Source organism: Streptomyces sp. NPDC006335, assembly GCF_040612795.1.
In the GTDB taxonomy this organism is placed as follows: domain Bacteria; phylum Actinomycetota; class Actinomycetes; order Streptomycetales; family Streptomycetaceae; genus Streptomyces.
On the sequence record NZ_JBEXQX010000006.1, the window covers coordinates 65,672 to 88,411 of the forward strand.

The following is a 22,740-nucleotide window of genomic DNA, read 5'->3' on the forward strand; positions in this document are numbered from 1 at the left end:
TACGCCCAGGCCGGCCGTGATGACGGCTTGGCCCACCTCAGGAAGCTCCGTCATGATCGAGACCAGCACGGACCACATCCACACCCGGCGCAAGGAAATTCGCAAGGAGATGGCCGCACGGCTCGCAGAGTTCGTCGCGGCGGTTCCCGGCGTTACTCACGCCCTGCTCTTGTCCCGGGACGCGCTGCCGCTGGTGACCAGCGGATTCCACCGCGACTACGCCGCGAAGTGGTCGGCCGTGTTCGGATCGATGACCTCCATGGCCGAGAACATCCCCGGTCGGAACGGTGAAACGGGCACCCTTAGCCAGCTGATCATCGAGCGGCACGACGCCCGGTTCCTTCTGGTGAACGCAGGCAGCAGCCAGCACTTCCTAGGCCAGGCGGGCACCCGCGACGGCGTCGTGGAGACGGCCCTCGTGGTGGTCTGCGAGCCTAACGCCAAGATGGGCGCGGTGGGGTACGAGACGGGCCTGCTCGTCAACCGGTTCGCCGAGTACATGATCGAGCCCGTCCGCGTCCGCTGATGGCTGGCCATGGCCAGCCGGTGCAGCCCCGGCGCGGGGCTACCGCGTTCGTCCGGAACTACGTCCTGACGGGCGGCCGCACCCGCGCACGGCACATGCTGAGCGCTGACACCATGGTCGAGGCCGGGCCGGGCCACCCCGGCAGGTTTTTCACCGACGGCGAGTATCACCAGTTCATTGCTCTGTGCCGGGTGCGGTGCCGATCGGTGACCGAACTGGCGGGCACGGTCGGTGTCCCTCTCTCGGTGGCTCGGGTCCTGATCTCTGATCTCCTCGACGCCCGCGTACTAGTCCTGCCCGTCGTCGGCACCGGCTTTGAGCGTGCCGACTCCCCCGACGACCCGCGCGGGGACTCCCCCTCTCGACAGCTCTTGGAGAAGCTCCGTGTCGGTCTCGTCAACCTGCCCGCCTGACCCCGCCAGCGCATCACCCCCGCATGCGGGGTCAGCACCGGCCGGCCCCATCGACATGCTCAAGATCCTCGTGGCAGGCGGGTTCGGCGTAGGTAAGACGACGTTCATCCGCACGATCAGCGAGATCACGCCGATCACCACCGAGGAGGTGCTGACCGAGTCGAGCACCGCCACCGACGACCTGGAGGGAGTGGCGGCGAAGGAGACCACGACGGTGGCCTTCGACTTCGGCCGGCTCACTGTCGGCGAACAGTTGGAGCTGATGCTGTTCGGTACCCCGGGCCAGGACAGGTTTGCCGACTTCTGGTTCGACCTGGCCCGGGGTGCCGTCGGCATCGTTGTCCTCGCTGACACACGACGCCTGGACATCAGCTTCCCGGCCGTGACGTTCTGCGAGCGGGCAGGCCTCCCACACATCGTCGCCGTCAACCAGTGGGACGGCGCGTACCGCTACCAACTCAACGACGTTCGCCGGGCGTTCCAGCTGCGGCCCCACGTCCCTATGACCACGTGCGACGCCCGGGAGAAGTCGTCCGTGCGCGACACCCTGCTGCGCCTGGTCGACCACGCCCTGGACCCCACCCCGCCCGCCACAGCCCTCTTGGATGCCCGATGACACAGCCCCCGTACAACTCGATGCCTTCCGATTTGCAGGCTGCGTTCCGGCCCGACATGGTCGTTCCGCCGCCTGGTGCCATCCAACTGGGCCAGGAGATCAGCGCGGCGCAGGCCCGCAGGATCGCCGAGGACCAGGCCCGCATCGACGTGCTCCACCAGTTGGGTTTCCCCGATGGGCCGGACCAGCTGATGGACCAGTTCGCCGACCACCTCGCCGAGGTGACCGGCATGGCGTACGCGTTCGTGAACCTCTTCTACGGCGATCAGACCTTCGTCGGCCTGCACATGCCGGATCCGGAAAGGGGCCTGGTGCCTGTCGGCCGGTCCATGGGCTTCGACCGCGGATGGTGCCCTGTCGTTGTCGAACAGAAGAAAGCCCTGCCGCTGTTCGACGTGTACGCCTCGCCTCGCTTCGCCGGGAACTACGTCGTCAACGCGGTCGGGATCCGCTCCTACATGGGAGCGCCCCTCATTCACGAGGAGACCGGCATCGCACTGGGCACCGTGTGCACGATCGACCCGGAACCGCGCACCGTACAGGACGCCCGCCATCTCATCGCCCGCGTCAAGGACGTCGGGGCCGAGGTCAAGAACGCGCTGCCCGCCTCCGCGCCTGCGCGCTAACCCCCTTTCGCCGCCCCCCACCCGGCAGCCCCACAACCGTGGGACCTGGCCGCACTGCGCCTTGCGACCCCGTACAGGGAGAGGGAGACGACCATGCCGACGACACCGCCCCCCGCACTCGAACCCATCCTCACCCCCGCCCACCTCAGGCTGTGGCAGGAGACCGACGCCTTCGCAGCCCAGTACATCGCGCCCTGTGTGCAGGGCATGGAGGCAAAGCCCCACAGGGTCGAGCGTCTGGCGGCCCAACTCATGGCGGAACGGCATTGGTTCGGGGTCACGATCCCCGCCCAGTACGGCGGGATGGCAGCCGGGCATGTCGCCAAAACGATCATCATCCACCGGACCGCCGTGGTCTCCGCCGCGGTGGCGGCCATCCTCCAAGCCAGCCTGATCCCAGTCGGAGCGGTGCGGCACTGGGGCACGGTCGAGCAGAAGGCCCAGTGGCTCCCGCAGGCAGCAAGCGGACAGACGCTCTTCTCGATCGCGGTCACCGAGCCAGAGATGGGCGGGCACATCGGCGGGATGGAGACGATCGCCGAACGGCAAGGCGACTGGTGGGTACTCAACGGCAAGAAAGCCCACATCGGCAACTCTCACCTTGCCGGCCTCCATGTGGTGGTCGCCCGCACGGCACCACCCGGCGTCGGCGCCTCCCAGGCTCTGACGGCGTTCCTGGTCGAGGACGACCGTAAGGGCCTGACCAAGGAACGACACCGGCCGGGACTGGGGCTGCACGGCTTTACCTTCGGCCGTCTGCGCCTCGACGGCGTCCGCATACCCGCGGCCAACGTACTCGGACCCATCGGCAAGGGCCTGGACATCGCGCAGAGCATCAGCATCACCTACGGCCGCCCCAACCTGACCGCCGTCAGCCTCGGCATCCACGAAGCCCTCGTCAACACCACGGCACAATGGCTGTCCAGCCGCCGCCGCTACGACGGATACCTCTCCGACCTTCCCGTCCCACGCGACCGACTCGGACGCATGCAGGCCCGCCTCCAGATCGCCGAGAGCTCAGCCTACGGAGCCGTCAATCTCTTCGACCGCGGCAAACGTTGCGACGCGCAGCTGATCGGGGCCAAACACAGCGGCCACGAACTGGCCGCCGACTCCGCACGGGACGCGATGGAGTCGCACGGCGCCCACGCCCTAGACGGCGACTACGCACTCCAACGTCTCTTCCGCGACATCCAGTGCACCTACTCACCCGCCGGGACCGCCGAGTTCCAGGCCATCCAACTGGCCAAGACCGCGCTCGACGAGCCCACGGTGGAGTGGTCCGAACACTTTGCCGCGGAAGCCGCCTGGGCCCGCCCGGACCCGACCCCCGCATAGACCCCCGTTCGCGGCATTCCACGAGCCTGCCGCGCACGGGTCCCACTTCCTGTGGCCGCGCCATGAGCCCGTCGTTGCTGGCACGTCGGCAAGGCCCCGCCTCGCTTCCGATCGTTCTCCTGAAAGCAGCACACGATGTCCTCCGTTGTCGTACGCAACGAAGCCGGTCCCTCCTCCGATTCGCTCGTGGACCGCCTCCTCTCCATAGGCGCAGAGAGCCTGCCGGTGGTCCAGGCAGTGACGGGACTGCCGCTGCCCGATCCAGTTGTCATCCGCACGATGACCGTCGACAAATGGCTGAGAGAGCACCAGGAGAGTGCCAAGCGACGTCTGGTGGCCGAGACCGAGCAGCTCGCCCCCTCCCTGCGAGAAAGACTGACTGCCAAGGTCAAGCACCGCGCCAGGACCACGTTCTTGAGCACATTCTGGCCGACGATGGCCGCCGAGACGGTGCTGTTCGAACCGGGGCGGCCCGAAGTGGTTCTCCTACCCGAAGCGCTTGAGCATGCCGGCCGCCTGGACGACATCCCTTTCCTGTACAAGGCCCTGGGGCACGAAATGACGCATCTGGGGCAGTACGCGGCCAGCGACGGCGCGGTGTGGACGGCCCAAGAAGCCTTCTTCCCAGCCCGTAGCGGCACAGCCGACCGGGCCTATGAGTACCTGCTGGAAGGACACGCCTACTGGGCGGACCGGGAGATCACCACCAAGATCCTCGGCAATCCCGTCTCAACCGACAAGCCCAGTCCGGAAGCATCCGACCGCTACCGGAAACTCTTCGCGATGCCCATGCGGCTGAAGGTCATCGAGGAGTATCGCCGGGCCTGCGACAGCATCGCCCGGATCATCGATGTTCACGGTCTTGCCGCCCTCAACAAGATCTGGACGAACCCTGATCTGGTGCCCCGGCGCAAGGAGACGGACGACCTCGTCGCATGGACGGCTCGGCTCACGGAGGGACACGCCGCCTGAGCCGCTGGCTGTCGTCTTCCGGAGAGTCGGTGATTCGGAGGACGGCAGCCAACTCTCCCGCACTGCACAAACACCGCGGCGGCCCCGGCGCCGCGCACGCCTTGCCCGAAACACCCCTAGGACACGAAGCCAGTGGAACAGAACCATGCCAGTAGCCCGCTGACCATCCGACAGTCGCAAGTCCTGACCTTTCTCACGCAAGCGAGTACTCGCCTCGGCTATGCGCCCTCCCTGCGCGAAATCTGCGAAGGGACCGGCCTCCGCAGCACGTCGACTGCCGCTCACCACATCAGGACCCTGGCGGAGCGGGGGCTGATCACCCATGACCCGAAAATCCCACGCTCCATCCGAGTCGTCGGAAACCTCTCCGTCCCCAGCCCGGCCGGCACTCCGCAGAGTGCAGCGTGCAGTCTCCTCGATGCGAGCGATGACGGCGAGGGAGCAGGCACGACGTTCGTCCTTCAAGCCCTCCTCGGACCTGGCGTAGGTCGCGCCCTGATCAAGGGCGCGGTGTTGACCGTGCAGTACGACCCGTCCTGCCTGGCCGACTCACGGGACGACGCCATCCTCATCGGCCGGGTAACGGGCATCACGCACCCCCTGTAGGACAAGCGTCCGACGCCGCACCTACCTCCGACAGACAGTCCTGTGCCTCGCCCGCGCCTCGACCTGTGACCCCCTGGTGCCCGAGGACCCGGCGCCCCGACCTTTTTGGAACAACCCATGATCGATACCTCTGTCCCCAACTCGGCCCGCGTCTGGAACTACTGGATGGGCGGCAAGGACCACTACCTAGTCGACCAAGAGCAAGGCGACGCCTACGCGGCGGTGGCCCCCCAGATCAGGGACATGGCCTGGGAGTCACGCGAATTCTTGATCCGCGCGGTGAGACACCTCGCAGAATGCGGCATTCGACAGTTCCTCGACATCGGGGCAGGCCTGCCGACGCACTACAACACCCACGAGGTCGCGCAGCGGATCGCTCCCGACTGCCGGATCGTCTACGCGGACAACGATCCCGTCGTGCTCATGCATGCCCGAACCTTGCTCCACGGCACGAAGGAGGGCCAGACCGCGTACATAAGCGCCGACCTGCGCGAGCCGGAGAAGATCCTCTCCGCGGCGGCCGACGTTCTCGACTTCAACCAGCCCATCGCCTTGATGCTCATGGGCGTCCTCGGGCACATCGAGGACTACGAAGAGGCGAAGGCGATCGTGCGCCACCTCCAGGGGAGCCTGCCCTTGGGCAGCTACTTCGCTCACTACGACGGCGTCGACACCAACGCGGATCTCCGGGCCGCCCAGCGCGGTTACGACGCCACCGGCGCCTTCCCCTACATGCTGCGCAGCCCCGAGCAGATCGCCACGTTCTACGACGGACTCACCCTGCTGGACCCAGGGGTCGTCTCGTGCCCGCGGTGGCGCCCGGACCCAGGTGCTGCCGACGAGCCGACAGACATCCACGGCGGCATCGCCCGAAAAGACTGACCGCTCCGCAATCGGACCTTGTTGTTCGCGCGGAGCAACCCAGCTCTGCCGGCTATCGCCCACTGCCCGCCAGACCCATGGACCAGCCGACAATGCCCCCAGCCCCTCATTTGCCTGCCCGAGCACCCCGCTATCTGACGCCCACGGAGCTGCATGTCGCCACGCAGCTCGTGGCCGGGGCGTCGAACGAGGAAGGCGGGATCGCCCTCAAAATCACGCCCCGAGCGTTTTCCGGCCATCTCGGCCGTATCGGCGCGAAGTTCGGCGCGTACTCCCGGCCAGAGCGCGCGCATGCGCTCCTCTCTACCGGCCAGGTCCCCCCGCCGCCCGCCCCATCTCCCGCGCCGCAATTCGACGCCACCGAGCTGCGGCTGATTCGCGCCCTGGCCAAGCACTCGGACCCCGTGCGCATCGCGAGCGCCGTCGGCATCGCAAAGTCCGAGGTCCGGACCCTGACCAAGTCGGTGGTCACGAAGGCCAAGGCGAAGAACACGACTCACCTGATCGGCCTGTGCCACACCTGGAAGCTGCTCGACGAGGCAGACGCACACGCCGACGGCAGCCGAAGCAGCGACACGATCCGCGCGCACCAGATGGGACCGGTGTTGCCCCCCAAGCCGCCATCTGACCGGATACGCGTCGGCTTCCTGAACTTGAAGAACGACGGCGGCCCCGAACCGGCACCGGGAGTCCTGCCCACGCTCTGGCATGACACGTACGACCTGCTCGTCGCCCTCCACTTCGACTGGCTCGGTTTGGGCGAGCTCACGCACTCCCAGACCCGCCCGAACGCCACCGACCAGGAGAAGAAGGCCGCGGAATTCCGCTGGCAGGAAGCCCAGAAGAAGACAGAGATGCGCGGCTTCCGCGCCGCGATGGGACAGGGTCGCAATCCGACCGGACTGCTGGTGCGGCCGTCGACGTTCACCATCGGCCCCCGCCCTCAGCAGCATCTGACCAAGGTCTTCAGGACACCCCCCACCGTGGTCGAGCTGGGCCTGCGCGAGGTCCCCAAGGCGCGGATCCTCACCGCGTCCCTCCACGCCAGCTACTGCAACCCGTTCGTCCGAGAGGCCGAGGTCTACGAACTCACTGCCCTGGTCGACAAGGTGAAGACCCACCTTCCCGCGGAAGGGACGAAAGCCGTGGCGTGCTGGCTCCTCGGCGACTTCAACGAGCTGCCCGTGCCCTCACCCGGTGACGTTCCGGACATCGACTGGAACGCCCCGGAACTCACCGACATGGTGCACCGCCTGCACCGAGCCCGCGAGCAACCTGACGGCACCTGGTGCAGCCGCACCGACGTCGACAAGATCCTTCTCCACAGCGGCATGCATGACCCGGCCCGCTACGCCGCCCGGCGCCTCGGTAAACCCGCCGCCCTGGCCACAGCGACCGCCGGCCGAGCCGACAGTGCCGTGGGCCAGGGTGGCCCCTGCCGCATCGACCGCGCAGCCGTAGACGGCTGGAGTATCCAGGCCGTCACCGATGTCCAGGTCATCCCTATGGGCGGCAGAAGCGACCACGACCTCCTGATCGTGGACTTTTCCCGTCGCAAGCTCATCGAAGGGCTTCGGCGAAAGTTTCAGCCGCTCGCGCCCTGGGCGCTGATGCGCTGATCTCTCTCAAGCCTGCCCCGCTGGCAACTCCCCTTCCGTCTCAGGAAACGCATGACCACCGTCTGGATCACCCCTATGGCCACCATCCTCGGCCCCGCCCTTGTGGGTTCCCTCACCACACTCTTGGCCTTCCGCACCGCGCTCCGGACCTTAGCCACCACCTTCACAGGCGTGGCCCACACCCTTTACGACGCGTCGCAGACACAGACCCCCGCCCCCACGCCTCAAGGCGGGGGCCACCGCCGCGTACGGCTGGGCAGGCGGCCGCGATGACCAGTAAGCGCGACTCGAAGATCGCCGCCATGCTCCGCGCCGGAGCCACCTACGACGAAGTCAGACGGCAGTTGAAGGTCGGCAACACGGCGATCATCCGCGTCCGCTACAGCTACACCATCACCTCGCCCCGCGCTAAGCGATCCGCCGATGACCTCGCCAGGGCCGAAGCCCAGGCCGTTGGCATGCTCCGCGCTGGAGCCACACACGCGAGCATCCGGGCCGCGACCGGCCTCAATAGCAACAAAATCGCTGAACTGCGAAGAGAGAACCGCATCCCCATCCCACTGAAGAACCGCAAGCCGAGGCTCGTCGCTGTCGACGAGGCGTTCAGGAGCTATACCCGGTCAGGCACCGACGGGCATGTGCTCTGGATCAAGCCCGCGGGCAGCCGCACTTTCGATTTCAAAGCTTCCGGCGGGAGATACAACGCCCGCCGCCTTGCTTTCGAGCAGCATCACGGTCGCCCGCCCGAAGGGCGCCTCAGGCGCACGCCTGACTGCGCGATTCCTAACTGCATCGCCGGCGCCCACCACGCCGACAACCGCATCAGCGACAGACACGGCTCCCCCTATGAGCCGGGCAGCGACAGACCCACACTCACGTCGTGCCCGAGTCCCACCAGCCCCTTGGCAGCTTCGTGACCCGGAGGAAACTGATCACGACCGATGAAGTTCGTGTCGTTTCATGGAATTTCGAACGCAATGGCACGACTTCCACTGGTGACGAGACCCGCTGGCATCTGGCCATGGTCAACCGCTTGTGGGCCACAGGCCAGTCCGCGGAGCGCAAGCGGCCTCCTGCCGGTTCGGCCGCCTCTGGTCCGGCACCCCGCCGCCGGACCACACAAGGGCACCCACCGCCTAACGTCCTAGTTCCTGAGGACCGACCAGCGCCACGACGACCAGCACAACCGCAACGCGCACGGCGGCTAGCAAAAGCGGCAACTCGCTGCACGTCTCCGCGCGGCCCCCTCTGGGTAATGCCCCCGGATCACCGAGGTGAACGTGCCCGCCCAGCGCTTCCCTCAAGGCCATTCCCTCACCGACCACTCCATCAACGAAAGACGGCACTCCATGAATCACAACGGATTCTCTCTGACCGCGGCAGAACTCGCCGGCCCAGGCCGGCCCAGCGAAGACCGCCTCATCCGAGCTCCAGGAGCCGTCATCGTCCTCGACGGCGTCTCCACCGTCACCGACGAAGAGCCCCGCGGCGGCTGGTACGCCGAAGCCCTCGGCAACCGTGTGGCCTCACTACTCGCCGCCGCCCCCTCATCTGACCTCAGGCAGGTCCTCGAACAGGCCATCGCCTGGGTCGTCGACGCGCACCGGCTGGTGCCGGGTACGTCCCCCGCCGCCACCATCGCCATCGTGCGACGCCACGGCGAACGCGTCGACGCCCTCGTCCTGGCGGACACACCCGTGATCGCACGCACCCTCGCCGGAGACGTCGATGCAGTGCGGGACGACCGGCTCGCCCGGCTGATCGCAGGCCGCCCCGAACGGACGGAATACCGCAGCTGGCTGCAGGCAGGCCGCGGCTTCCAGGACCCCGAGCACCGCGCACTGCTCCAGAAACTCAGGACCCACCAGCTGCGTCATCTCAACAACGGTGCACCGAACGGGTATTGGGTCGCGGAGGCCGTGCCCGAAGCTGCCCGCCACGCCGTGGTGCGCTCATGGCCCGCCGCTGATCTCGCCGACATCCTCGTCATGACAGACGGCGCCAGCGCTGCCGTCGAGGAGTACGGGCTCTACGCCACCTGGGACAGCCTGGCCCAGGCCTGTCTCACCGACGGACCGGACAGGATCGTGCAGGCCATCCGCGATGCCGAGGTGGACGATCCTGACGGGTGCCGTTGGCCCCGCTACAAACGCTCAGACGATGTCACCCTGGCCTTCCTCCGGTTCGCGCCCCTCGCCCGCTCGGCCGCATGAGCGCAACCGCCGACGCGAATCGTCAACGACCGGTAGGGACCCGGCCGAGCGCCAGAGAAGTCGTGCTGAACGTCGCGTTTGATCTGCACGCAGACGGTGCATGGGAGCGAACCAAGCTGCGGACCCTGGCATCTGCTGCTGGCGGGAGTCGACCAACGGTGGCGGCGGGCCCTCGCTAGTGGCGCGGATCTTGGCAACTGCCTCTCGGCAGTTATGAGCTGGACGCTCGCCTCCTGCCGTTCCCATCCCTTGCTCAACGGTGTGCTCGCGGGCTGCATCCATGAGGCGGCGGGCCCAGGCGGCGGGCGAGGGCTGGCCAACGTCATCACGGAGCTCTGTCAACGCCTGGCCAGTGCAGCCGGGACCAACGGACACCCCCGCCCTCTCGACCAGTTCCAGGCTGTTGAAGCCGTCGTCCGGATGACGCTGTCGTACCTCCTCGTCCCAGCGGAGTGTCACCAGCAGGCGCGTCTACAGATCGCGCGCACCGCGCGAGCCCTGCTCGTCGACAGCTGCCCTCCCAGGGGTCAACCCCTGAGCGGCGCGAGTGATGGCGAAGCCGGTGCCCGGCAGCCACCCGCCTGACCCAGGTCGCCCGAGCCCCCGTCGACGGGGAGTCTGTACCGAGCCGCAGGCGTGTGATCGGCCGAGGGCGGTCGAGGGCGTCCCTCTCGACCGCCGTTCGCTTCGCTCAGCTCTGGCCCACGCGCTCGGCCAACGACAGGCCTATCCGCGCGCACCGCGCGGCGTAGGTCTGGAGATGCTCGTCGGCGAAAGCGTCGGGGTCCCAGTCCTGGTCCAGGACTTCTCCGGCCGGCCATACATACGCCCATCCCGACCTGCCGGAGGCGAGCATCACTGGCCGGAGCTCGTAGACGTCATCCTCGAACGTGTCGAGGATTCGCCACTCCTTGTCGCTGAGGTCGGTGAGGATCATTCCGTCAGCGGAAGCGCCATGCGGGCTGTGGACGAGTCCGGGATACACACGGCCTTTGAGCGCAGCGGCTCTCCAGCCTGGTGCGGACGCTGGAGCACGTGCGGGTATGCGGCCCAGTAGGCCTTCAAGCACGGCATCGAACTGAAGGGTGCCGTAACAGAACAGGATGTCAGGTCCTGCCGTGAGTCGGTCCCGGCGACCAGTAGTCTCCGGGACCGAGGCAGAGTGAGTGATCGTTTGGATCATGAGCGTTCCAGTTTCAGCGTGAGGGCAAATACATCGCGTCGTAGACGGGCGACTCTGGGGCGTGCTTGATCTGTCCCATAATCGTGTACCCCCACCGCAGGTATGCATCGTGGGCGGGCTGATTGTCAACAATGCAGGTAAGGGCCGTGACGGTCTCAGAGCGACCGGCAATGACCGTGTCGTGGATCAGGCGGCCGAGCCCTTTGTTCTGCAACTCGGGGAGCACCATCAGTTCCCGCAGCCAGAACACGCCTCCGCCGTCCGCCAGTTCGACGAGGTCGGTCGGCCGCCGGTCACCCAGGGAAGTCCACCACGGTTTTTCTGGGGGCAGGGTCGCACCGTGCACGTATCCGACGATCCGACCGTCCTGGTGGGCGGTGACGGTCTCGAACCCCTCGGTGTCGTACGCGGCCTCCAGGCGTTCCTGGAAGGAGTCGGCGGAGAAGAACGGGTCACCGATGTACGGCGGTACGTCGTACACCTTGGCGTAGACGTCGACCAGTTCACCGGTTAGGGCCTTCACCGACTGCGCGTTGTGCCGCTGGAACTCCGGGTCCACGGTGTGTATCTCCTTTGTTGATCACGCGACGTGAGCGCGGATCTGTTCAAGTAGGTCCCCCACGCCGCGGGCACGGTGGTGGGGAAGCATTCCGTTGTGAACGATCTTCAACTGTGCGGCCGTCCGTGTGGAAGACATGCCGTTCTCGACGAGCCGGAGGGCTTCCGCCGCGGCGTTCAGGCCGCGATCGACGTCGCCGTTTGCGACCGCCGCAACCGACAGCCGGCCCAGGCACATCCCCCGGTTTCGGGAGTGGGCGACATCCTGTTCGGCTTCTGATCGAGCCAGCAACTTCTGCGCGCGGTCCGTCTGGCGGAGATCGAGACGACACATGCCCTCAAGGCAGGTCAGCTCCGCGAGATTGAGGAACAAGGCCCAATCCGGGTCCCGTTCATCCTCTCCGCTCTCCCACTCCTGCCAGGCCCTTTTGATGGCGGCTTCTGCGTTGAAGGCGTCTCCAAGACGCGCATACCCCTGAGCCTCCCGGATCGACAGGAGGGCTATCACTCGGCGGGGTGCGTCCCACAGTTCTGCGTGTCGCTGTCCGAGCTTGGCAAAGCGGACGGCCTCACGCCCCTTGTTCACGTCGACGGCCTGTCGAGCCATGTTGCTCAAGGTACGGCTGGCCAGCACGTCGTCGCTGGTGTAGTTGGCCGCGTTCAGCGCTTCGGAGAAGTACTGGCGCGCCTGCTCTTGCAGGCCGGCGTCGTAGCAGAACCACCCGAGCGAGGTGGTGAGCTTGCCCGCCAGCGCGTGGAGCTGCTGGCCCAGGGGCTCGTCGTAGATACCTCGGTCGATCATGTGGTGCGTCCAGAGCAGGTGTGCCCGGGTTGGCCGCCACAGCCGGTTCGCGCCGAACTGCTGGTCGATCGCATAGTTGTCGTCGGCCGCGGCTGACAGGAACGCCACCTCCTCCGGGACGATCCGCCACTCACTGGATCGGCTGGTGCCGACTGTGGTCTCGGCCAGCCACGGGGGAGGCGCCTCATCGGAGTGCGGTCCGGCGCCTTCCGTGACCATCAGGGGGCTAGAGGCGGGATCCTGAGTGATCAGTGGAACCGGCGTGAGAACCACCGGGCCACTGTCGTCGTTGGCCGATGGCTTCAGTCCCAGCTCCTCAACGGGCCGCCGCCAGTAGGCGGCTAGCACCGCGCGGCTGTCCGGGTGCGGCCACGGTGGTGGGTCCTTGGTCTCCCACTTCGAGAGCTGACGGACGGTGAAGGTGGGGAGCCCGCTGATTCGGCCCTCGGCGTGGAGTCGAGCGGCAAGGTCGGTGAGTTCCTTGACCATCGCCTCTTGCGTGCGGTTCGCGCTGATGCGTAACCGCTTCAGTTCACGCACATCCACCGCCCCCTTGCCGTCCAGTTTCGCCTCACGGTAGCGACTCCGATAGCGGTGCGTGAGGGTTCGCCAACGAAAGTCCCTGGTCAGGCATGAAGGGCGGCTGAAAGGGCGGGTAAAGGGCGGGTAGGAGGCAGGCAGAGTTCCGGCGAAAAGACCTGTTCACTGATCGGCGTCTTCGCTGCACTGGGTCACGCCGCACACACCGCGTGTGTCGTTGACATCGGGAGGGCTCATGCAGACCCGCGAGATCGCCGAGCACGAGATCGTGTCCGCTTGGCTCGCCGCGGCGACGGGCCGCCCGGAGACGGCCACCGCCCTGTGGCACGAAAACCCCCACTTGCCACGGCGCCTCGGGTGCGGCATGACCTTCGACATCGTGCTGGCCGACCGGTCCTTGATCGAGGCGGCGTACCAGCTCCTCGACCAGTACGAGCAGCCGCTGGGCCCCGCCGTGGTCTTCACCAACCTGCGCTCCGCGGCCGTGCTGGTGCCGCGTGGCACCGGAGCGGTCTGGCACAGCCTCATGGCAGCCTCACAGTGGCCCGACCGGCTCCCCCGGCCGGCGTGCCTCGGCGAAGGGCACGCGATCCTCGTGCCCGCGCTCGCCCCTCGGCCGCCGTCAGGAATCGTGCGCTGGCTGGTGCCCCCCGACGGCGAGCAGTCCGTCGGCGGTGCACCGCTGCTCACCAGTCCCGCCCCGCTCGCACGCTGCCTCTCCGAGGCGGGCGCCCTCCTCGCGCCGCCGGAACGAACCCCCCTCAGCAGGGCTGTGTCGGCAGTCAGGTCGGTCCTGCCATCCCCCAAGAGGACGTAATGACGACGACAGCCGTACGACCGTCCCACGCGGTCCCCCGCCGCGACCAGGACGTGATGAACCAGTGGGTCGACATCGACCCCCGCCACGCTGATGCCCCGCCCGGTCGGGCAGGTGCGCACTACGTGGGCGTCCTGCGCCGAATCGCCGCCGCCCGCATCCGGCACCACGGCCTTGGCGCCCTGACCGACGAGGTGATGCTCCTCGTCTCCGAGCTAGTGACCAATGCGGTGCTGCACAGCGGGACCCGGACAATCGGCCTGGAGATGGCTGTGAAGGACGGCTTTTTGAACATCGCTGTCATCGACGGCATGCCGGGCGTCGCGACGCTCAGGGAGGCCGACGAGGACGCGGAGTCAGGGCGGGGCCTCGCCTTGGTGCAGAGGGTGGCGAAGGAGCGCGGCGGGGCCTGGGGAACGAGGGACGGCGGCGCGACGACTTGGTGCCGCCTCGCCCTGCCGGAGGAGTCGGAGGAATGACGGCCGCCGCCCTCTCGGACATCACCGTCATGCCACCGGCCGAGGCCTACGACTTCGACTACTTTCGGGACCGGGTCGACGCCGAGCTCTTCTCGCGCAGCATCGCCATCCGTGTGTTCCGCATGCCGCTCCTCGCCGTGCCCGCGGGCCGGACCAGGCGCGGCGGGTGGTTCGGCGTTGACAAGCTTGCCATCGCGCTGGCTGTCCGCGACATCCTGGCACCTCTTAGCGGGTTCCCCGACCTGCGCATCACCTGGCAGCGCGAGCCGCGCGGTTCGTACATCGTCGAGTGGGGCGAGTGCCCTCCGGCCACCTGGTCGGACGAGAACGAACGCCTGACCTTCTACGGCCTCGTGCAGCCCAGCCCCGGTTGCCCGTGCACTCCCCTTTCGGCTGTCTCCAGCTGATCCCCACGGCCCCGTAGACCGCCCGAGAGAGCCCCAACCGTCCTACACACCCAAGGAAGAAGACCTCCATGTGTCGGCACGAACCCCCCTGCCCTACTGCGGACGCGGCCGATCGTGATGCGGCCGCCGTTGTCGCTCGCTGCGACGAACAGGGGTGGGTCCTTCTGTGCAATGGGGTCCTGCTCTTCGACGACACGGGCGAGCTACTCCCCAGCGGCAAGATCGTTCCCCCGCTCCGCCCCGTCCCAGCGAGCGTGGCGTCGTGAGCGATGACGGACCGCGCCAGTTCTACTGGCGGGGGGTGCGGGTGCCGTTCATCGCCCCGTGGTCCGGCGAGAAGCAGCCCCGCGTCCCGCTCGTGCTGCGCCCCAGCCTGCTTGGAGGCGAAATCGGGTACGAGGGTGAGCACCCCCGGCTAGACCGACGTAACGGCATCCTCTGGGTGCGAATGCCGGCAGTTCGCGGTGTCGGCTACCCGCGTCTCGCCAAAGTGCACGCGCTCCGACAGCGGCAGGCCATGGCTCACATGCTGTGCCAGGTGTGCGGTCGCTCTACGTATGGCCGCGAGGACGGCACCCATCTGTTCCTCATGGCCGACCGGGGCGGAGCCCCGATCAGCGAAGGCGAGACGACGGCCATGCCTCCCATCCACGAGTCCTGTGCCGCCGAAGCCCTTCAGCACTGCCCGCACATGAGCGACGGAGCCGTGGCCGCCTGGGTAAAGGACCCACTGCCGTGGGGAGTGGCCGGCGTCGAGTACAACCCCATCACGCTCGCTCCGATCCCCACTGCCCGCAAGGGCCAAGAGCTGACCTTCGCGCCCTACGAGTCTCCGCGAGTGCAGTGGACCATCGCCGCGCGCGACGTCGTCTCCTTGCACGGCTGCATCCCCGTCGACGTCAAGCACCTGGTGGCCCTGGCCGTATAGACCCGTCCGGCGGCCCGGTGCCCAACTCAGCCTGGATCGTCGGACGGCTCAACGCCGGTCGGGGAGCGGCGCTTCCTCCTCGCGCCCCGCACCGGCCACCCTGACCCGCCCCTTCCACATCAGGAGAGTGCCTTGCCCACAGTTTCAAAGACCTCGAGCGCCGTTCTCGCCGCCACGGCGGTCGGGATCGGGCTCGCGCGGGTCCTGCAGGTCGAGCGGTACCACCGGCGGAAGCTGGCACTGCATGCGGCGGAGATGCATCAGGCGTGGCTGTCCGACGTCGCCTCGGAGCCGGCGCTGCGGGCGGCCTGGGCGACCCAGGGCGAGAGCCTGTCGTCCGACGACTATGCGCTGTTGGTGCAGTGCAACCGGCAGGTCTCCCTATTGTCCGCAAAGTTCCGGGCCGGGCTCCTGAACCGGCACACGCTGCGCATTCAGGCGCGCTGGCTGATGAAACGCGAGATCGGCCGGACCTACTGGCGCGAGTTCGGCGCCTTCCGTGAACAGGAAGCGCAGGACCGCGTGGATCGCGTCTTCAACCGGATCCTGGCCGACGAGTACGTGGCATTCAGCGATCCGGACGCGGTCGCCGCATGAGGCCTTAGCGCCTGCCCTATAGAGCGCCATCCACGAGCGGAGGCACCGGTGAGCATTCCGGTAACGTCCCAGCCGGGCACAGGCCAGGCAGCCACACCCACGAAGTTGCCGTACGGGGAGCCAGTCGTGCTGGTCGTCTCGCTGAACCTGGAGCGAGACGGTGGCCCGGACACCCGGGCGGCGATATCCCGCAACGCTGGGTGGATGCCCACGAGCTGGCGGCCAGCCGCCGCCCCGACATCCTGCTCAGGCAGGAGGCAACCTACAGCGATCTTGACGACGAACGGCGCCTCAAGCGCCTCAAGGCCGATGAGGAACCGCTGGAGATGAAGGGTTACCTGTCACCCAACAACGGCGGCCGCAATCCCACCGCCATGTTCATCCGGCAGACGACCTTCCCGATCAGCGAGCGCGTGCACTGGGCGGAGATCGAGCCAGGGATCGCAGTCACCAGATCAGCCTTCCAGTCCCACGCCTACCTCGTACCCGCCACTACCGGAGACCGGACCGCATGAACACGCCGCGCATCTTGAACAGCCGCCAGCGCATTGAGGATTACGCGCTGATCGGCGACATGCAGACCGCTGCCCTAGTCGGCCGGAACGGATCGATCGACTGGCTGTGCCTGCCCAGCTTCGACTCTGCTGCCGCGTTCGCTGAGCTGATCGGGACGGACGCGCACGGATCGTGGCGGATCGGCCCCACCATCCCCGAAGGTGATCCCGCCCCGTACGCGGACCGTCGCCGGTACCGGGGGGACACGCTCATCGTCGAGTCCGAGTGGGACACAGCGACCGGGACCGTCCGCGTCCTGGATCTCATGCCGCCCCGGGACGGTCACCCGCAGGTGATCCGGATCGTTGAGGGTGTCATTGGCACGGTGGAGATGACGTCGACGCTGTCCCCGCGCTTCGGGTACGGCCGGACGATGCCGTGGATCTACGACGAGGGCGGGCGGATGGCCGCAGTCTCCGGGCCCAACGCACTGTGGCTCGATACCTCCGTGCCCGGCCAGGAGAAAGACGGCACCATCCACCACCATTTCACGGTCACGGCCGGCGCGCGCGTGGCCTTCGCCCTGAGCTGGCAGTCATCGCACGCCCCCGCTCCCGAAGTCCCCGCCGCCGGGGAGGCGCTCGCACAGACCAGCAGTTTCTGGGAGGAGTGGGCCCACCATCTGGCCTACGACGGCCCATTCCGCGAGCCGGTCATGCGCGCCCTGCTCACACTCAAGGCCCTCAACGACGCCCGAACCGGCGGGATCGTCGCCGCGCCCACCACTTCGCTGCCCGAAGAACTCGGCGGGGTACGGAACTGGGACTACCGGGCCTGCTGGCTGCGCGATGCCTCGGTCACCCTGTCCGCGCTGCTGCGCACCGGCTACGGCGACGAGGCCGTCGCGTGGCGGCGGTGGCTGTTGCGCACCCTCGGCGGAGATCCTGAAAACCTGCAGATTATGTACCGCCTCGACGGGAGCAGGGAGCTGCCCGAGCGTGTGCTGGACTGGTTGCCCGGGTACGAGGGCTCTCGACCGGTCCGCGTTGGCAACGACGCAGTGCACCAGTTACAGCTGGATGTACCCGGCGAGGTGATCGAAACTCTTGCCCTGGCCCATGAGCACGGCGTCGCACGGTGCGACAGTACCGAAAGCTTGATCCTGAAGCTCGTCGACTACGTGCGCCGGCACTGGCGCAAGCCCGATGACGGCATCTGGGAGGTCCGCGGGGCCCGCCAGCACTTCACGCACTCCAAGATCATGTGCTGGGTGGCGGTCGACCGTGTTGTCCGCCTTGCCGAAAACGGGCTGCTGGACACCGACTTGGGTGAGCTGGTGCGCCTGCGCGACGAAATCCACGCTGAGGTATGCGCGCAGGCCTACGACCCAGTCCGCAACACCTTCACGCAGTCGTACGGCTCTCAGAAGCTGGACGCCTCGCTTCTGCTGCTGCCGCGCACCGGGTTCCTGCCGGCCGAGGACCCACGCGTCGTCGGCACCGTGGACGCCGTCCGCAGAGAACTGGGCACCGACGGCGTCCTGGTTCACCGGTACCCGACCGCCGGCCATCGCGAGGGCATGGATGGGCTCCCTGGTGACGAGGGCTCCTTCCTCCTGTGCTCCTTCTGGCTGGTCGACGCACTCGCGCTCACCGGCCGCCTCGCCGAGGCCGAGGAGCTATTCGAACAGCTGCTGGCGCTGCGCAGTGACATGGGCCTGCTGGCGGAGGAGTACGACGCGGTCACCGGGCGGCAGCTGGGGAACTTCCCGCAGGCCTACTCGATGCTCGGCCTCGTAGACAGCGCTGTCCTGCTGCACGAACTACGAAGGGCGGCCGCGACCGTGATCACCGCGTGAGAACGCCGATCGCTACACGGAACCGCCGCACCGGTCGTCATGCTCATCCACTTCCTGGTCCTGGTCTTGCCCGCGGCCAGGCTATGGCATCTCCTGTGCGCCCTCTGAAGTACAGGGACGAAGGATGCTCGGTGAATCTGACCGACGACGAGAGCTGGGGTGCACGCTGCTCTGAAGGGGAGGCTGGACCGGATCGCCACACCCTGGTGGTTACCGACGTCGATCCAGTACTGACTGCGGGCGGGTCAATGTGCTGCTGGTGCCCCGAGCAGAGTGTGCTGCCACTGGGCCGGATCCATTGCGGTGGCGGCGTCCGCAAGGCTGCGGGCGGAACCAGTCCTCAGCGCGGCCCGGCACCTTTCGACCTTCCCGTCAGTGCGGTAGCCACTTGTCCGGTACTCCAGAGCCCGGTAGAGGCAGTCCAGCTTGTCGGCGTCGCGGGCACACCAGGCTTCGAGGGTCTCACCGGCCTCGAACTCCTCGACGGCCGCCGTCACAGTGCCTCGGACGGCCGGATGCGTTCCGGTTACCTGGTCGGCTGTCACCTTGCGTGGCTCCGCGGCTGTGACGTAGCGGCGGGTGACCGGCGTTTGATCGCCGATGCGGGTCCCGTGGAGATCGTGAAGCGCGCACAGCAGGGCGGTGCGGGCGGGATCAGCTCCCTCCATCGCGGCCAGCGCGACGCCGATGAGGGTAGTGCGGTGGCTGTGCTCGGCGACGGTCTCGGCGGCAGAGACGGGAACATCGTCGTAGTGCCAGCCGGTGCGCGTTTGGTTCCGCAAGGCGCCGGCCTCGAAGAGCAGGGCGGCTGTGCCGGCGGTCTCGGCGTCGGTGGGGGTCTGTTCGGGCACGTCGTTGCTCCTGGCGGTGCGTCAGTTCGTCTGCCGGAGAAGGTTAGGGACCGCTTCGATGTCGCGCCGCGATACCGGCGACAGGACCGCCGCGTCGAGAAGTTCGACGGCCCGTTCCTTGCCGTGCGGCCTTTCGTGACACCTCACTACAGCCCGCTGGCTCAGTCGCCGCCCCGGGATCCCGGCTCAGCCATACTTCCACTGCGTCCCGGTGCCTCGGTACTCCTCAACCGGGATCGGTTGGACACCGGGTCGCATGCGCTCGCGGTAGAGAACTCCGTCGAGGTGGTCGACCTCGTGGGCGACGAGACGGGCCATCCCTTGCGTGAAGCGGGAAAGCCGAGGGCTGCCGTCGAGGTCGCTGTGCGCGACAACGATGCTGAGGGGGCGAGGTACGCGGCCGCGGATGTCGAAGAAACTCAAGCATCCCTCGAACTGCTCGTCCTGGTCGGCGGACGTCTCCTCAATGGTGGCGTTGAGCAGCACGATCGGCTCGGCCTCCGGGTCCGGAGGGAGGACCACGGCTGCGGAACGGTCGATGCCGAGCTGAGGGGCGGCGATGCCCATGCCCTTGCCGAACGTGTGCAGTTCGCGGACCCGTTCGATCGCACCGAGGAGTTCACCGACGATGTGCTGCGCCTCAGCAATTTCCGCCGGCAGGTCGAACGGGCGGACCGGGCTCGTGAGGACAGGGGCGCCTTCCTGGACGATGCCGGCGTTCGCCATGGCCTGGCTCGCGGAGAGGGTGCTCACAGGGCTGTTCTCTTTCGTGTCGGGATTCTTCAGACGCCATTCCAAGCGGAAACGGGTGTGCAGGGGTGGGTCCATCGTGCTCCAGGCGAAGACCGTCCGGTCACCCCTCATGTTCTGTCGAGGCGGCGTACGCAGAGGCGCAAAGTCCGTACTCATGGAGGTCTCGGTCCCCCAGACTGTCGGCTCGGTCTCGGTTGGAAAGGCGAGTTCCACGGACAGGCGCCGGGTCGGCAGCCGGACAGCCCGCTGAAACCAGGGGCCCCATTTGTCGGCGCTGACGCTGTAGGAGTAAGTGATCTCCGCTTCCTGGCCCGGGTAGAGAGGGAAGCGGCTGGTGGCGCTCTGGAACTGAAGCCACACCTCCTTGAACGCGTCGCGGTCGTGTTTGACGGTCCAACCCATGGGCTCGTCGCCGCAGTGGGCTTCCAGCCCGAGTTCCTCCCAGGTCAACGGGTGGCGCCGGTACAGGGCGTTGGAGCGCTCAGGTTCGGAGGGGTAGCGATCCACATTGATGCGGACGAGGTATCTGGTGACGGGATCAGCACCGTCGTTACGCAGAAGCCGGCGCATGCGCAGGTGGAAGGTGCTGCCGTCGAGGTCCAGGGCCGCATCGTCTTCCAACACCAGCAGGGCTGTGTGGGAAGAGGGCTCGGCCAGCTCACCCTTCGTCGAAGATGCGTCCGTCCGCTGCCACGCAACCCACAAGGCGCCGCCTGCATCGAGTTCCGCATCCGCTCGGCGGGCGAGGTGGGCGCTCCCATGCTCGCGTCCGGCCTCGAGGTGGCTGACGTACGAGGGGTCGACGTTGAGTCGCGCCGCCAAAGCCCTCTTGGACAGACTGCGAACGGTGCGCCAATGCGTGAGTTCTGCGGCGAATGTGCCGCGCTCCTCGTTGTCCAAGGCGCCTTCCTTCTCCAGGAGTTGGGCAAGTCCATGAGTGAGGGCCCCTCACCGTCGCCTCATCCTGCCCGGCGAGAGCTCAATGGTGCTAGCAGGCGGGCGTTGTGTAGTGATCGGCGCGCGCCAGCGGCCACCCTTCACTCGTCGCTGCGGGAGGTCGGCTACTTGAAGCGCTGGGCACGCCTCGCAACACGTCATTTCGCCACTCGTTCTGTATCTGCAGCGCGCGTCCGACCGGCAACCTTCGTGAAGACCGTTGGTGTGTCACGCAGCGGCGAGGGCCAGCAGCTCAGGCACTCCTTCGACGCTGGAGTGTGCCTCGAAACGAGGAACGAGCCCTTGCACCAGCTCGACGCACCGGGGGGCGCCGATGCGCTGGGCGACCTGAAGTGCTTCCAGGGCGGCCGCGGCCGCCCGCTCGGGCTCTCCCAGGTCCAAGTGGCTACGCGCCTCGTAGGCACGGAAGACACCACTCGTCTTGGCACGGCTGGGTGGCAACAACTTCCGGCCCTCCCGGATGAGCTGGTGGGCACGCCGGGTGTCACCCAGGTCGAGCAGGGCCTGCCCCGAGTCGACGGCCAGATCGGCGCTGGAAATCCACGCACACCAAGGCGGCACCGGCTCCCCGGACGAGGCATCGAGGAGGTGTTCGGCTGCCGTGAGGGCACGCAAGGTAGCTCGCCGCTCGCCTTGTACCGCCAGGGCCCGCGCGAGCCGGAGCTGGAGCAGGGACCGGGCAGCCGGGTGCCGGGTCCCGGAAAGGGCCCGTTCGAGAATGCCGGCGGCCGTACGCGGATCGTCCCGCCAGGAGGCCTGGTAGGCGAGGTCGCCGAGCAGAGCCGCGCCCATGTCGCGGTCGCCTCCGGTGTGGGCGCTGTGCAGTCCGGCGATCCAGTACTGGCTCGCCTCGGCGTGCAACCCATAGTCGAAACGATGCCACCCCACGGTCTGGCTCAGGCTCGCGGCAAGTGCGTGGAGGCGCAGTTTGACCGGCCGGTTGTACCGGCTGCCTTCAATGATGTCTGTGACCGTGGTCAGGAGCGCGTCAACCAAAGGTGCAGTGTGTTGACGCTGCTCGGTTGCCCGAACGGCCAAGCGTGCGCTGGTCTCCTCGAGCAGAGCGACCAGGTCCTCCCCGACCGCTTTGGAGCCGTGCGCCGTCTGGGCCGTCAGGGCCGAGGTATCAGTCGACGCCCAGGTGCTGGCCAGTGTGACCAGGGCACTGCCGGAGACGGCGGTCAGGAAGGTACGGCGGGAGGAGCGTTCCATGGTCGTTCGCAATGCCTCTCGGAGGGCCGGGACCGGGCTGGTAGGACCGAGTGGGATCACCATGGCGCCGACGCCCGGGAGCCAGTTCGGCCACGAGTGAGGATTGACCACCTCGGCCGGAACTCCCAGCGTCTCGGCGATGTAGGACTGCGAGTCGGCATCGGGTGTGACGCCCTCTGTTTCCCATTTGTAGACGCGTTGCTTGGTAGCACCCGATCTCAGCCCGCGGCGTTCGGCCGCGCTGCGGATCTCCCGGGCGAGATCAACCCCTGTCATCCCGCGCGCGATCCGAGCCCGTGCCAGAGGGTGATTCTTCTCGGCCACGTCGTCATCCAATCAACGGTCCTTTCGCTGAGCGTAGCCGCGAGACGGTCGGGATTACCGCGGGATGACCGCCAACTCCTATGGCAATACGTGCAGTTGATCGACACTCGATCACCTCGGCGATCTGGTGCGTGGTGCGAGCGTACGGCCCGGCAGGGCTCAGCCCCG

25 protein-coding genes are annotated in these 22,740 nt (G+C 67.5%); 19 read left to right on the forward strand and 6 right to left on the reverse strand.

What is annotated here, in order from left to right; genetic code table 11:
* Window positions 1-52 precede the first annotated feature (52 nt).
* The 11 genes from ABZ098_RS18940 (at window position 53) to ABZ098_RS18990 (ending at window position 9,811) form a co-directional block, all read left to right on the forward strand.
* The gene (locus ABZ098_RS18940; protein WP_356592489.1) at window positions 53-526 is read left to right on the forward strand and encodes a roadblock/LC7 domain-containing protein; all 474 of its coding nucleotides are present in this window, start codon (window positions 53-55) and stop codon (window positions 524-526) included.
* Window positions 526-939: a DUF742 domain-containing protein gene (locus tag ABZ098_RS18945; RefSeq protein WP_356592491.1), complete on the forward strand. Its 414-nt coding sequence runs from the start codon at window positions 526-528 to the stop codon at window positions 937-939. The genes ABZ098_RS18940 and ABZ098_RS18945 overlap by 1 nt, the downstream gene beginning before the upstream one ends.
* Window positions 940-994: 55 nt before the next feature.
* Entirely contained in the window at window positions 995-1,555 is a 561-nt protein-coding gene (locus ABZ098_RS18950) for an ATP/GTP-binding protein (RefSeq protein WP_356592493.1), read from the forward strand.
* A complete protein-coding gene (locus ABZ098_RS18955) occupies window positions 1,552-2,181 on the forward strand; it encodes a GAF domain-containing protein (RefSeq protein ID WP_356592495.1) in 630 nt (209 codons plus the stop codon). The genes ABZ098_RS18950 and ABZ098_RS18955 overlap by 4 nt, the downstream gene beginning before the upstream one ends.
* A 93-nt stretch (window positions 2,182-2,274) precedes the next feature.
* On the forward strand, window positions 2,275-3,519 hold the full coding sequence (locus ABZ098_RS18960) for an acyl-CoA dehydrogenase family protein (RefSeq protein WP_356592497.1): 1,245 nt from the start codon (window positions 2,275-2,277) through the stop codon (window positions 3,517-3,519).
* Window positions 3,520-3,654: 135 nt separating this feature from the next.
* Entirely contained in the window at window positions 3,655-4,491 is an 837-nt protein-coding gene (locus ABZ098_RS18965; RefSeq protein WP_356592499.1) for a hypothetical protein, read from the forward strand.
* Between the two features lie 132 nt (window positions 4,492-4,623).
* Entirely contained in the window at window positions 4,624-5,097 is a 474-nt protein-coding gene (locus ABZ098_RS18970; protein ID WP_356592501.1) for a hypothetical protein, read from the forward strand.
* 117 nt (window positions 5,098-5,214) lie between these two features.
* Entirely contained in the window at window positions 5,215-5,979 is a 765-nt protein-coding gene (locus ABZ098_RS18975; RefSeq protein ID WP_356592504.1) for an SAM-dependent methyltransferase, read from the forward strand.
* Between the two features lie 77 nt (window positions 5,980-6,056).
* On the forward strand, window positions 6,057-7,598 hold the full coding sequence (locus ABZ098_RS18980; RefSeq protein ID WP_356592506.1) for a hypothetical protein: 1,542 nt from the start codon (window positions 6,057-6,059) through the stop codon (window positions 7,596-7,598).
* Window positions 7,599-7,867: 269 nt separating this feature from the next.
* Window positions 7,868-8,515, forward strand: a complete 648-nt coding sequence (locus ABZ098_RS18985) for a hypothetical protein (RefSeq protein WP_356592508.1) — start codon at window positions 7,868-7,870, stop codon at window positions 8,513-8,515.
* Window positions 8,516-8,947: 432 nt separating this feature from the next.
* A complete protein-coding gene (locus ABZ098_RS18990; RefSeq protein WP_356592510.1) occupies window positions 8,948-9,811 on the forward strand; it encodes a hypothetical protein in 864 nt (287 codons plus the stop codon).
* Window positions 9,812-10,502: 691 nt separating this feature from the next.
* Here ABZ098_RS18990 and ABZ098_RS18995 read toward each other — a convergent pair.
* The 3 genes from ABZ098_RS18995 to ABZ098_RS19005 are packed head-to-tail and all read right to left on the reverse strand — an operon-like array spanning window position 10,503 to window position 12,894.
* A complete protein-coding gene (locus ABZ098_RS18995; protein ID WP_356593062.1) occupies window positions 10,503-11,102 on the reverse strand; it encodes a gamma-glutamylcyclotransferase family protein in 600 nt (199 codons plus the stop codon).
* Window positions 11,008-11,553: a GNAT family N-acetyltransferase gene (locus ABZ098_RS19000; RefSeq protein ID WP_356592512.1), complete on the reverse strand. Its 546-nt coding sequence runs from the start codon at window positions 11,551-11,553 to the stop codon at window positions 11,008-11,010. Before ABZ098_RS19000 ends, ABZ098_RS18995 begins: the two co-directional genes overlap by 95 nt.
* 21 nt (window positions 11,554-11,574) lie before the next feature.
* A complete protein-coding gene (locus tag ABZ098_RS19005) occupies window positions 11,575-12,894 on the reverse strand; it encodes a hypothetical protein (RefSeq protein ID WP_356592514.1) in 1,320 nt (439 codons plus the stop codon).
* A 235-nt stretch (window positions 12,895-13,129) separates the two neighbouring features.
* Between ABZ098_RS19005 and ABZ098_RS19010 the strand changes: the two genes are divergently transcribed.
* The 8 genes from ABZ098_RS19010 (at window position 13,130) to ABZ098_RS19045 (ending at window position 18,475) form a co-directional block, all read left to right on the forward strand.
* Window positions 13,130-13,711, forward strand: coding sequence for a hypothetical protein (locus ABZ098_RS19010; protein ID WP_356592516.1), 582 nt, complete (start codon window positions 13,130-13,132; stop codon window positions 13,709-13,711).
* Window positions 13,711-14,190 (forward strand): ATP-binding protein, encoded by a 480-nt coding sequence (locus tag ABZ098_RS19015; protein WP_356592518.1) that lies wholly within the window; start codon window positions 13,711-13,713, stop codon window positions 14,188-14,190. Before ABZ098_RS19010 ends, ABZ098_RS19015 begins: the two co-directional genes overlap by 1 nt.
* A complete protein-coding gene (locus ABZ098_RS19020) occupies window positions 14,187-14,597 on the forward strand; it encodes a DUF6302 family protein (protein WP_356592520.1) in 411 nt (136 codons plus the stop codon). The genes ABZ098_RS19015 and ABZ098_RS19020 overlap by 4 nt, the downstream gene beginning before the upstream one ends.
* 68 nt (window positions 14,598-14,665) lie before the next feature.
* Complete coding sequence (locus ABZ098_RS19025; RefSeq protein ID WP_356592522.1) at window positions 14,666-14,863, forward strand: DUF5999 family protein; 198 nt, start codon at window positions 14,666-14,668, stop codon at window positions 14,861-14,863.
* Window positions 14,860-15,525 carry a hypothetical protein gene (locus ABZ098_RS19030; RefSeq protein ID WP_356592524.1) on the forward strand — a complete coding sequence of 222 codons (666 nt, stop codon included), beginning with the start codon at window positions 14,860-14,862 and terminating at the stop codon, window positions 15,523-15,525. The genes ABZ098_RS19025 and ABZ098_RS19030 overlap by 4 nt, the downstream gene beginning before the upstream one ends.
* Window positions 15,526-15,657: 132 nt before the next feature.
* Window positions 15,658-16,122: a DUF6082 family protein gene (locus ABZ098_RS19035; RefSeq protein WP_356592526.1), complete on the forward strand. Its 465-nt coding sequence runs from the start codon at window positions 15,658-15,660 to the stop codon at window positions 16,120-16,122.
* Window positions 16,123-16,322: 200 nt separating this feature from the next.
* The gene (locus ABZ098_RS19040; protein ID WP_356592528.1) at window positions 16,323-16,637 is read left to right on the forward strand and encodes a hypothetical protein; all 315 of its coding nucleotides are present in this window, start codon (window positions 16,323-16,325) and stop codon (window positions 16,635-16,637) included.
* A 59-nt stretch (window positions 16,638-16,696) separates the two neighbouring features.
* The gene (locus ABZ098_RS19045; protein ID WP_356593064.1) at window positions 16,697-18,475 is read left to right on the forward strand and encodes a glycoside hydrolase family 15 protein; all 1,779 of its coding nucleotides are present in this window, start codon (window positions 16,697-16,699) and stop codon (window positions 18,473-18,475) included.
* A 245-nt stretch (window positions 18,476-18,720) separates the two neighbouring features.
* Here the strand turns inward: ABZ098_RS19045 and ABZ098_RS19050 are convergent, their stop codons facing one another.
* The 3 genes from ABZ098_RS19050 to ABZ098_RS19060 all read right to left on the reverse strand — a co-directional run bounded on the left by ABZ098_RS19050 (window position 18,721) and on the right by ABZ098_RS19060 (window position 22,584).
* Window positions 18,721-19,326: an HD domain-containing protein gene (locus tag ABZ098_RS19050; RefSeq protein WP_356592529.1), complete on the reverse strand. Its 606-nt coding sequence runs from the start codon at window positions 19,324-19,326 to the stop codon at window positions 18,721-18,723.
* A 186-nt stretch (window positions 19,327-19,512) separates the two neighbouring features.
* Window positions 19,513-20,979 carry a peptide deformylase gene (locus tag ABZ098_RS19055; protein ID WP_356592531.1) on the reverse strand — a complete coding sequence of 489 codons (1,467 nt, stop codon included), beginning with the start codon at window positions 20,977-20,979 and terminating at the stop codon, window positions 19,513-19,515.
* A 264-nt stretch (window positions 20,980-21,243) separates the two neighbouring features.
* Window positions 21,244-22,584, reverse strand: a complete 1,341-nt coding sequence (locus ABZ098_RS19060) for a helix-turn-helix transcriptional regulator (protein WP_356592533.1) — start codon at window positions 22,582-22,584, stop codon at window positions 21,244-21,246.
* Window positions 22,585-22,740 lie beyond the last annotated feature (156 nt).

What these genes read in the sequence shown, in the direction of transcription:
- ABZ098_RS18940 (WP_356592489.1), top strand. Translation starts at nt 53, where the DNA reads ATGATCGAGACCAGCACGGACCACATCCACACCCGGCGCAAGGAAATT.
- ABZ098_RS18945 (WP_356592491.1), top strand. Translation starts at nt 526, where the DNA reads ATGGCTGGCCATGGCCAGCCGGTGCAGCCCCGGCGCGGGGCTACCGCG.
- ABZ098_RS18950 (WP_356592493.1), top strand. Translation starts at nt 995, where the DNA reads ATGCTCAAGATCCTCGTGGCAGGCGGGTTCGGCGTAGGTAAGACGACG.
- ABZ098_RS18955 (WP_356592495.1), top strand. Translation starts at nt 1,552, where the DNA reads ATGACACAGCCCCCGTACAACTCGATGCCTTCCGATTTGCAGGCTGCG.
- ABZ098_RS18960 (WP_356592497.1), top strand. Translation starts at nt 2,275, where the DNA reads ATGCCGACGACACCGCCCCCCGCACTCGAACCCATCCTCACCCCCGCC.
- ABZ098_RS18965 (WP_356592499.1), top strand. Translation starts at nt 3,655, where the DNA reads ATGTCCTCCGTTGTCGTACGCAACGAAGCCGGTCCCTCCTCCGATTCG.
- ABZ098_RS18975 (WP_356592504.1), top strand. Translation starts at nt 5,215, where the DNA reads ATGATCGATACCTCTGTCCCCAACTCGGCCCGCGTCTGGAACTACTGG.
- ABZ098_RS18980 (WP_356592506.1), top strand. Translation starts at nt 6,057, where the DNA reads ATGGACCAGCCGACAATGCCCCCAGCCCCTCATTTGCCTGCCCGAGCA.
- ABZ098_RS18985 (WP_356592508.1), top strand. Translation starts at nt 7,868, where the DNA reads ATGACCAGTAAGCGCGACTCGAAGATCGCCGCCATGCTCCGCGCCGGA.
- ABZ098_RS18990 (WP_356592510.1), top strand. Translation starts at nt 8,948, where the DNA reads ATGAATCACAACGGATTCTCTCTGACCGCGGCAGAACTCGCCGGCCCA.
- ABZ098_RS18995 (WP_356593062.1), bottom strand. Translation starts at nt 11,102, where the DNA reads ATGCATACCTGCGGTGGGGGTACACGATTATGGGACAGATCAAGCACG.
- ABZ098_RS19010 (WP_356592516.1), top strand. Translation starts at nt 13,130, where the DNA reads ATGCAGACCCGCGAGATCGCCGAGCACGAGATCGTGTCCGCTTGGCTC.
- ABZ098_RS19015 (WP_356592518.1), top strand. Translation starts at nt 13,711, where the DNA reads ATGACGACGACAGCCGTACGACCGTCCCACGCGGTCCCCCGCCGCGAC.
- ABZ098_RS19020 (WP_356592520.1), top strand. Translation starts at nt 14,187, where the DNA reads ATGACGGCCGCCGCCCTCTCGGACATCACCGTCATGCCACCGGCCGAG.
- ABZ098_RS19025 (WP_356592522.1), top strand. Translation starts at nt 14,666, where the DNA reads ATGTGTCGGCACGAACCCCCCTGCCCTACTGCGGACGCGGCCGATCGT.
- ABZ098_RS19045 (WP_356593064.1), top strand. Translation starts at nt 16,697, where the DNA reads ATGCAGACCGCTGCCCTAGTCGGCCGGAACGGATCGATCGACTGGCTG.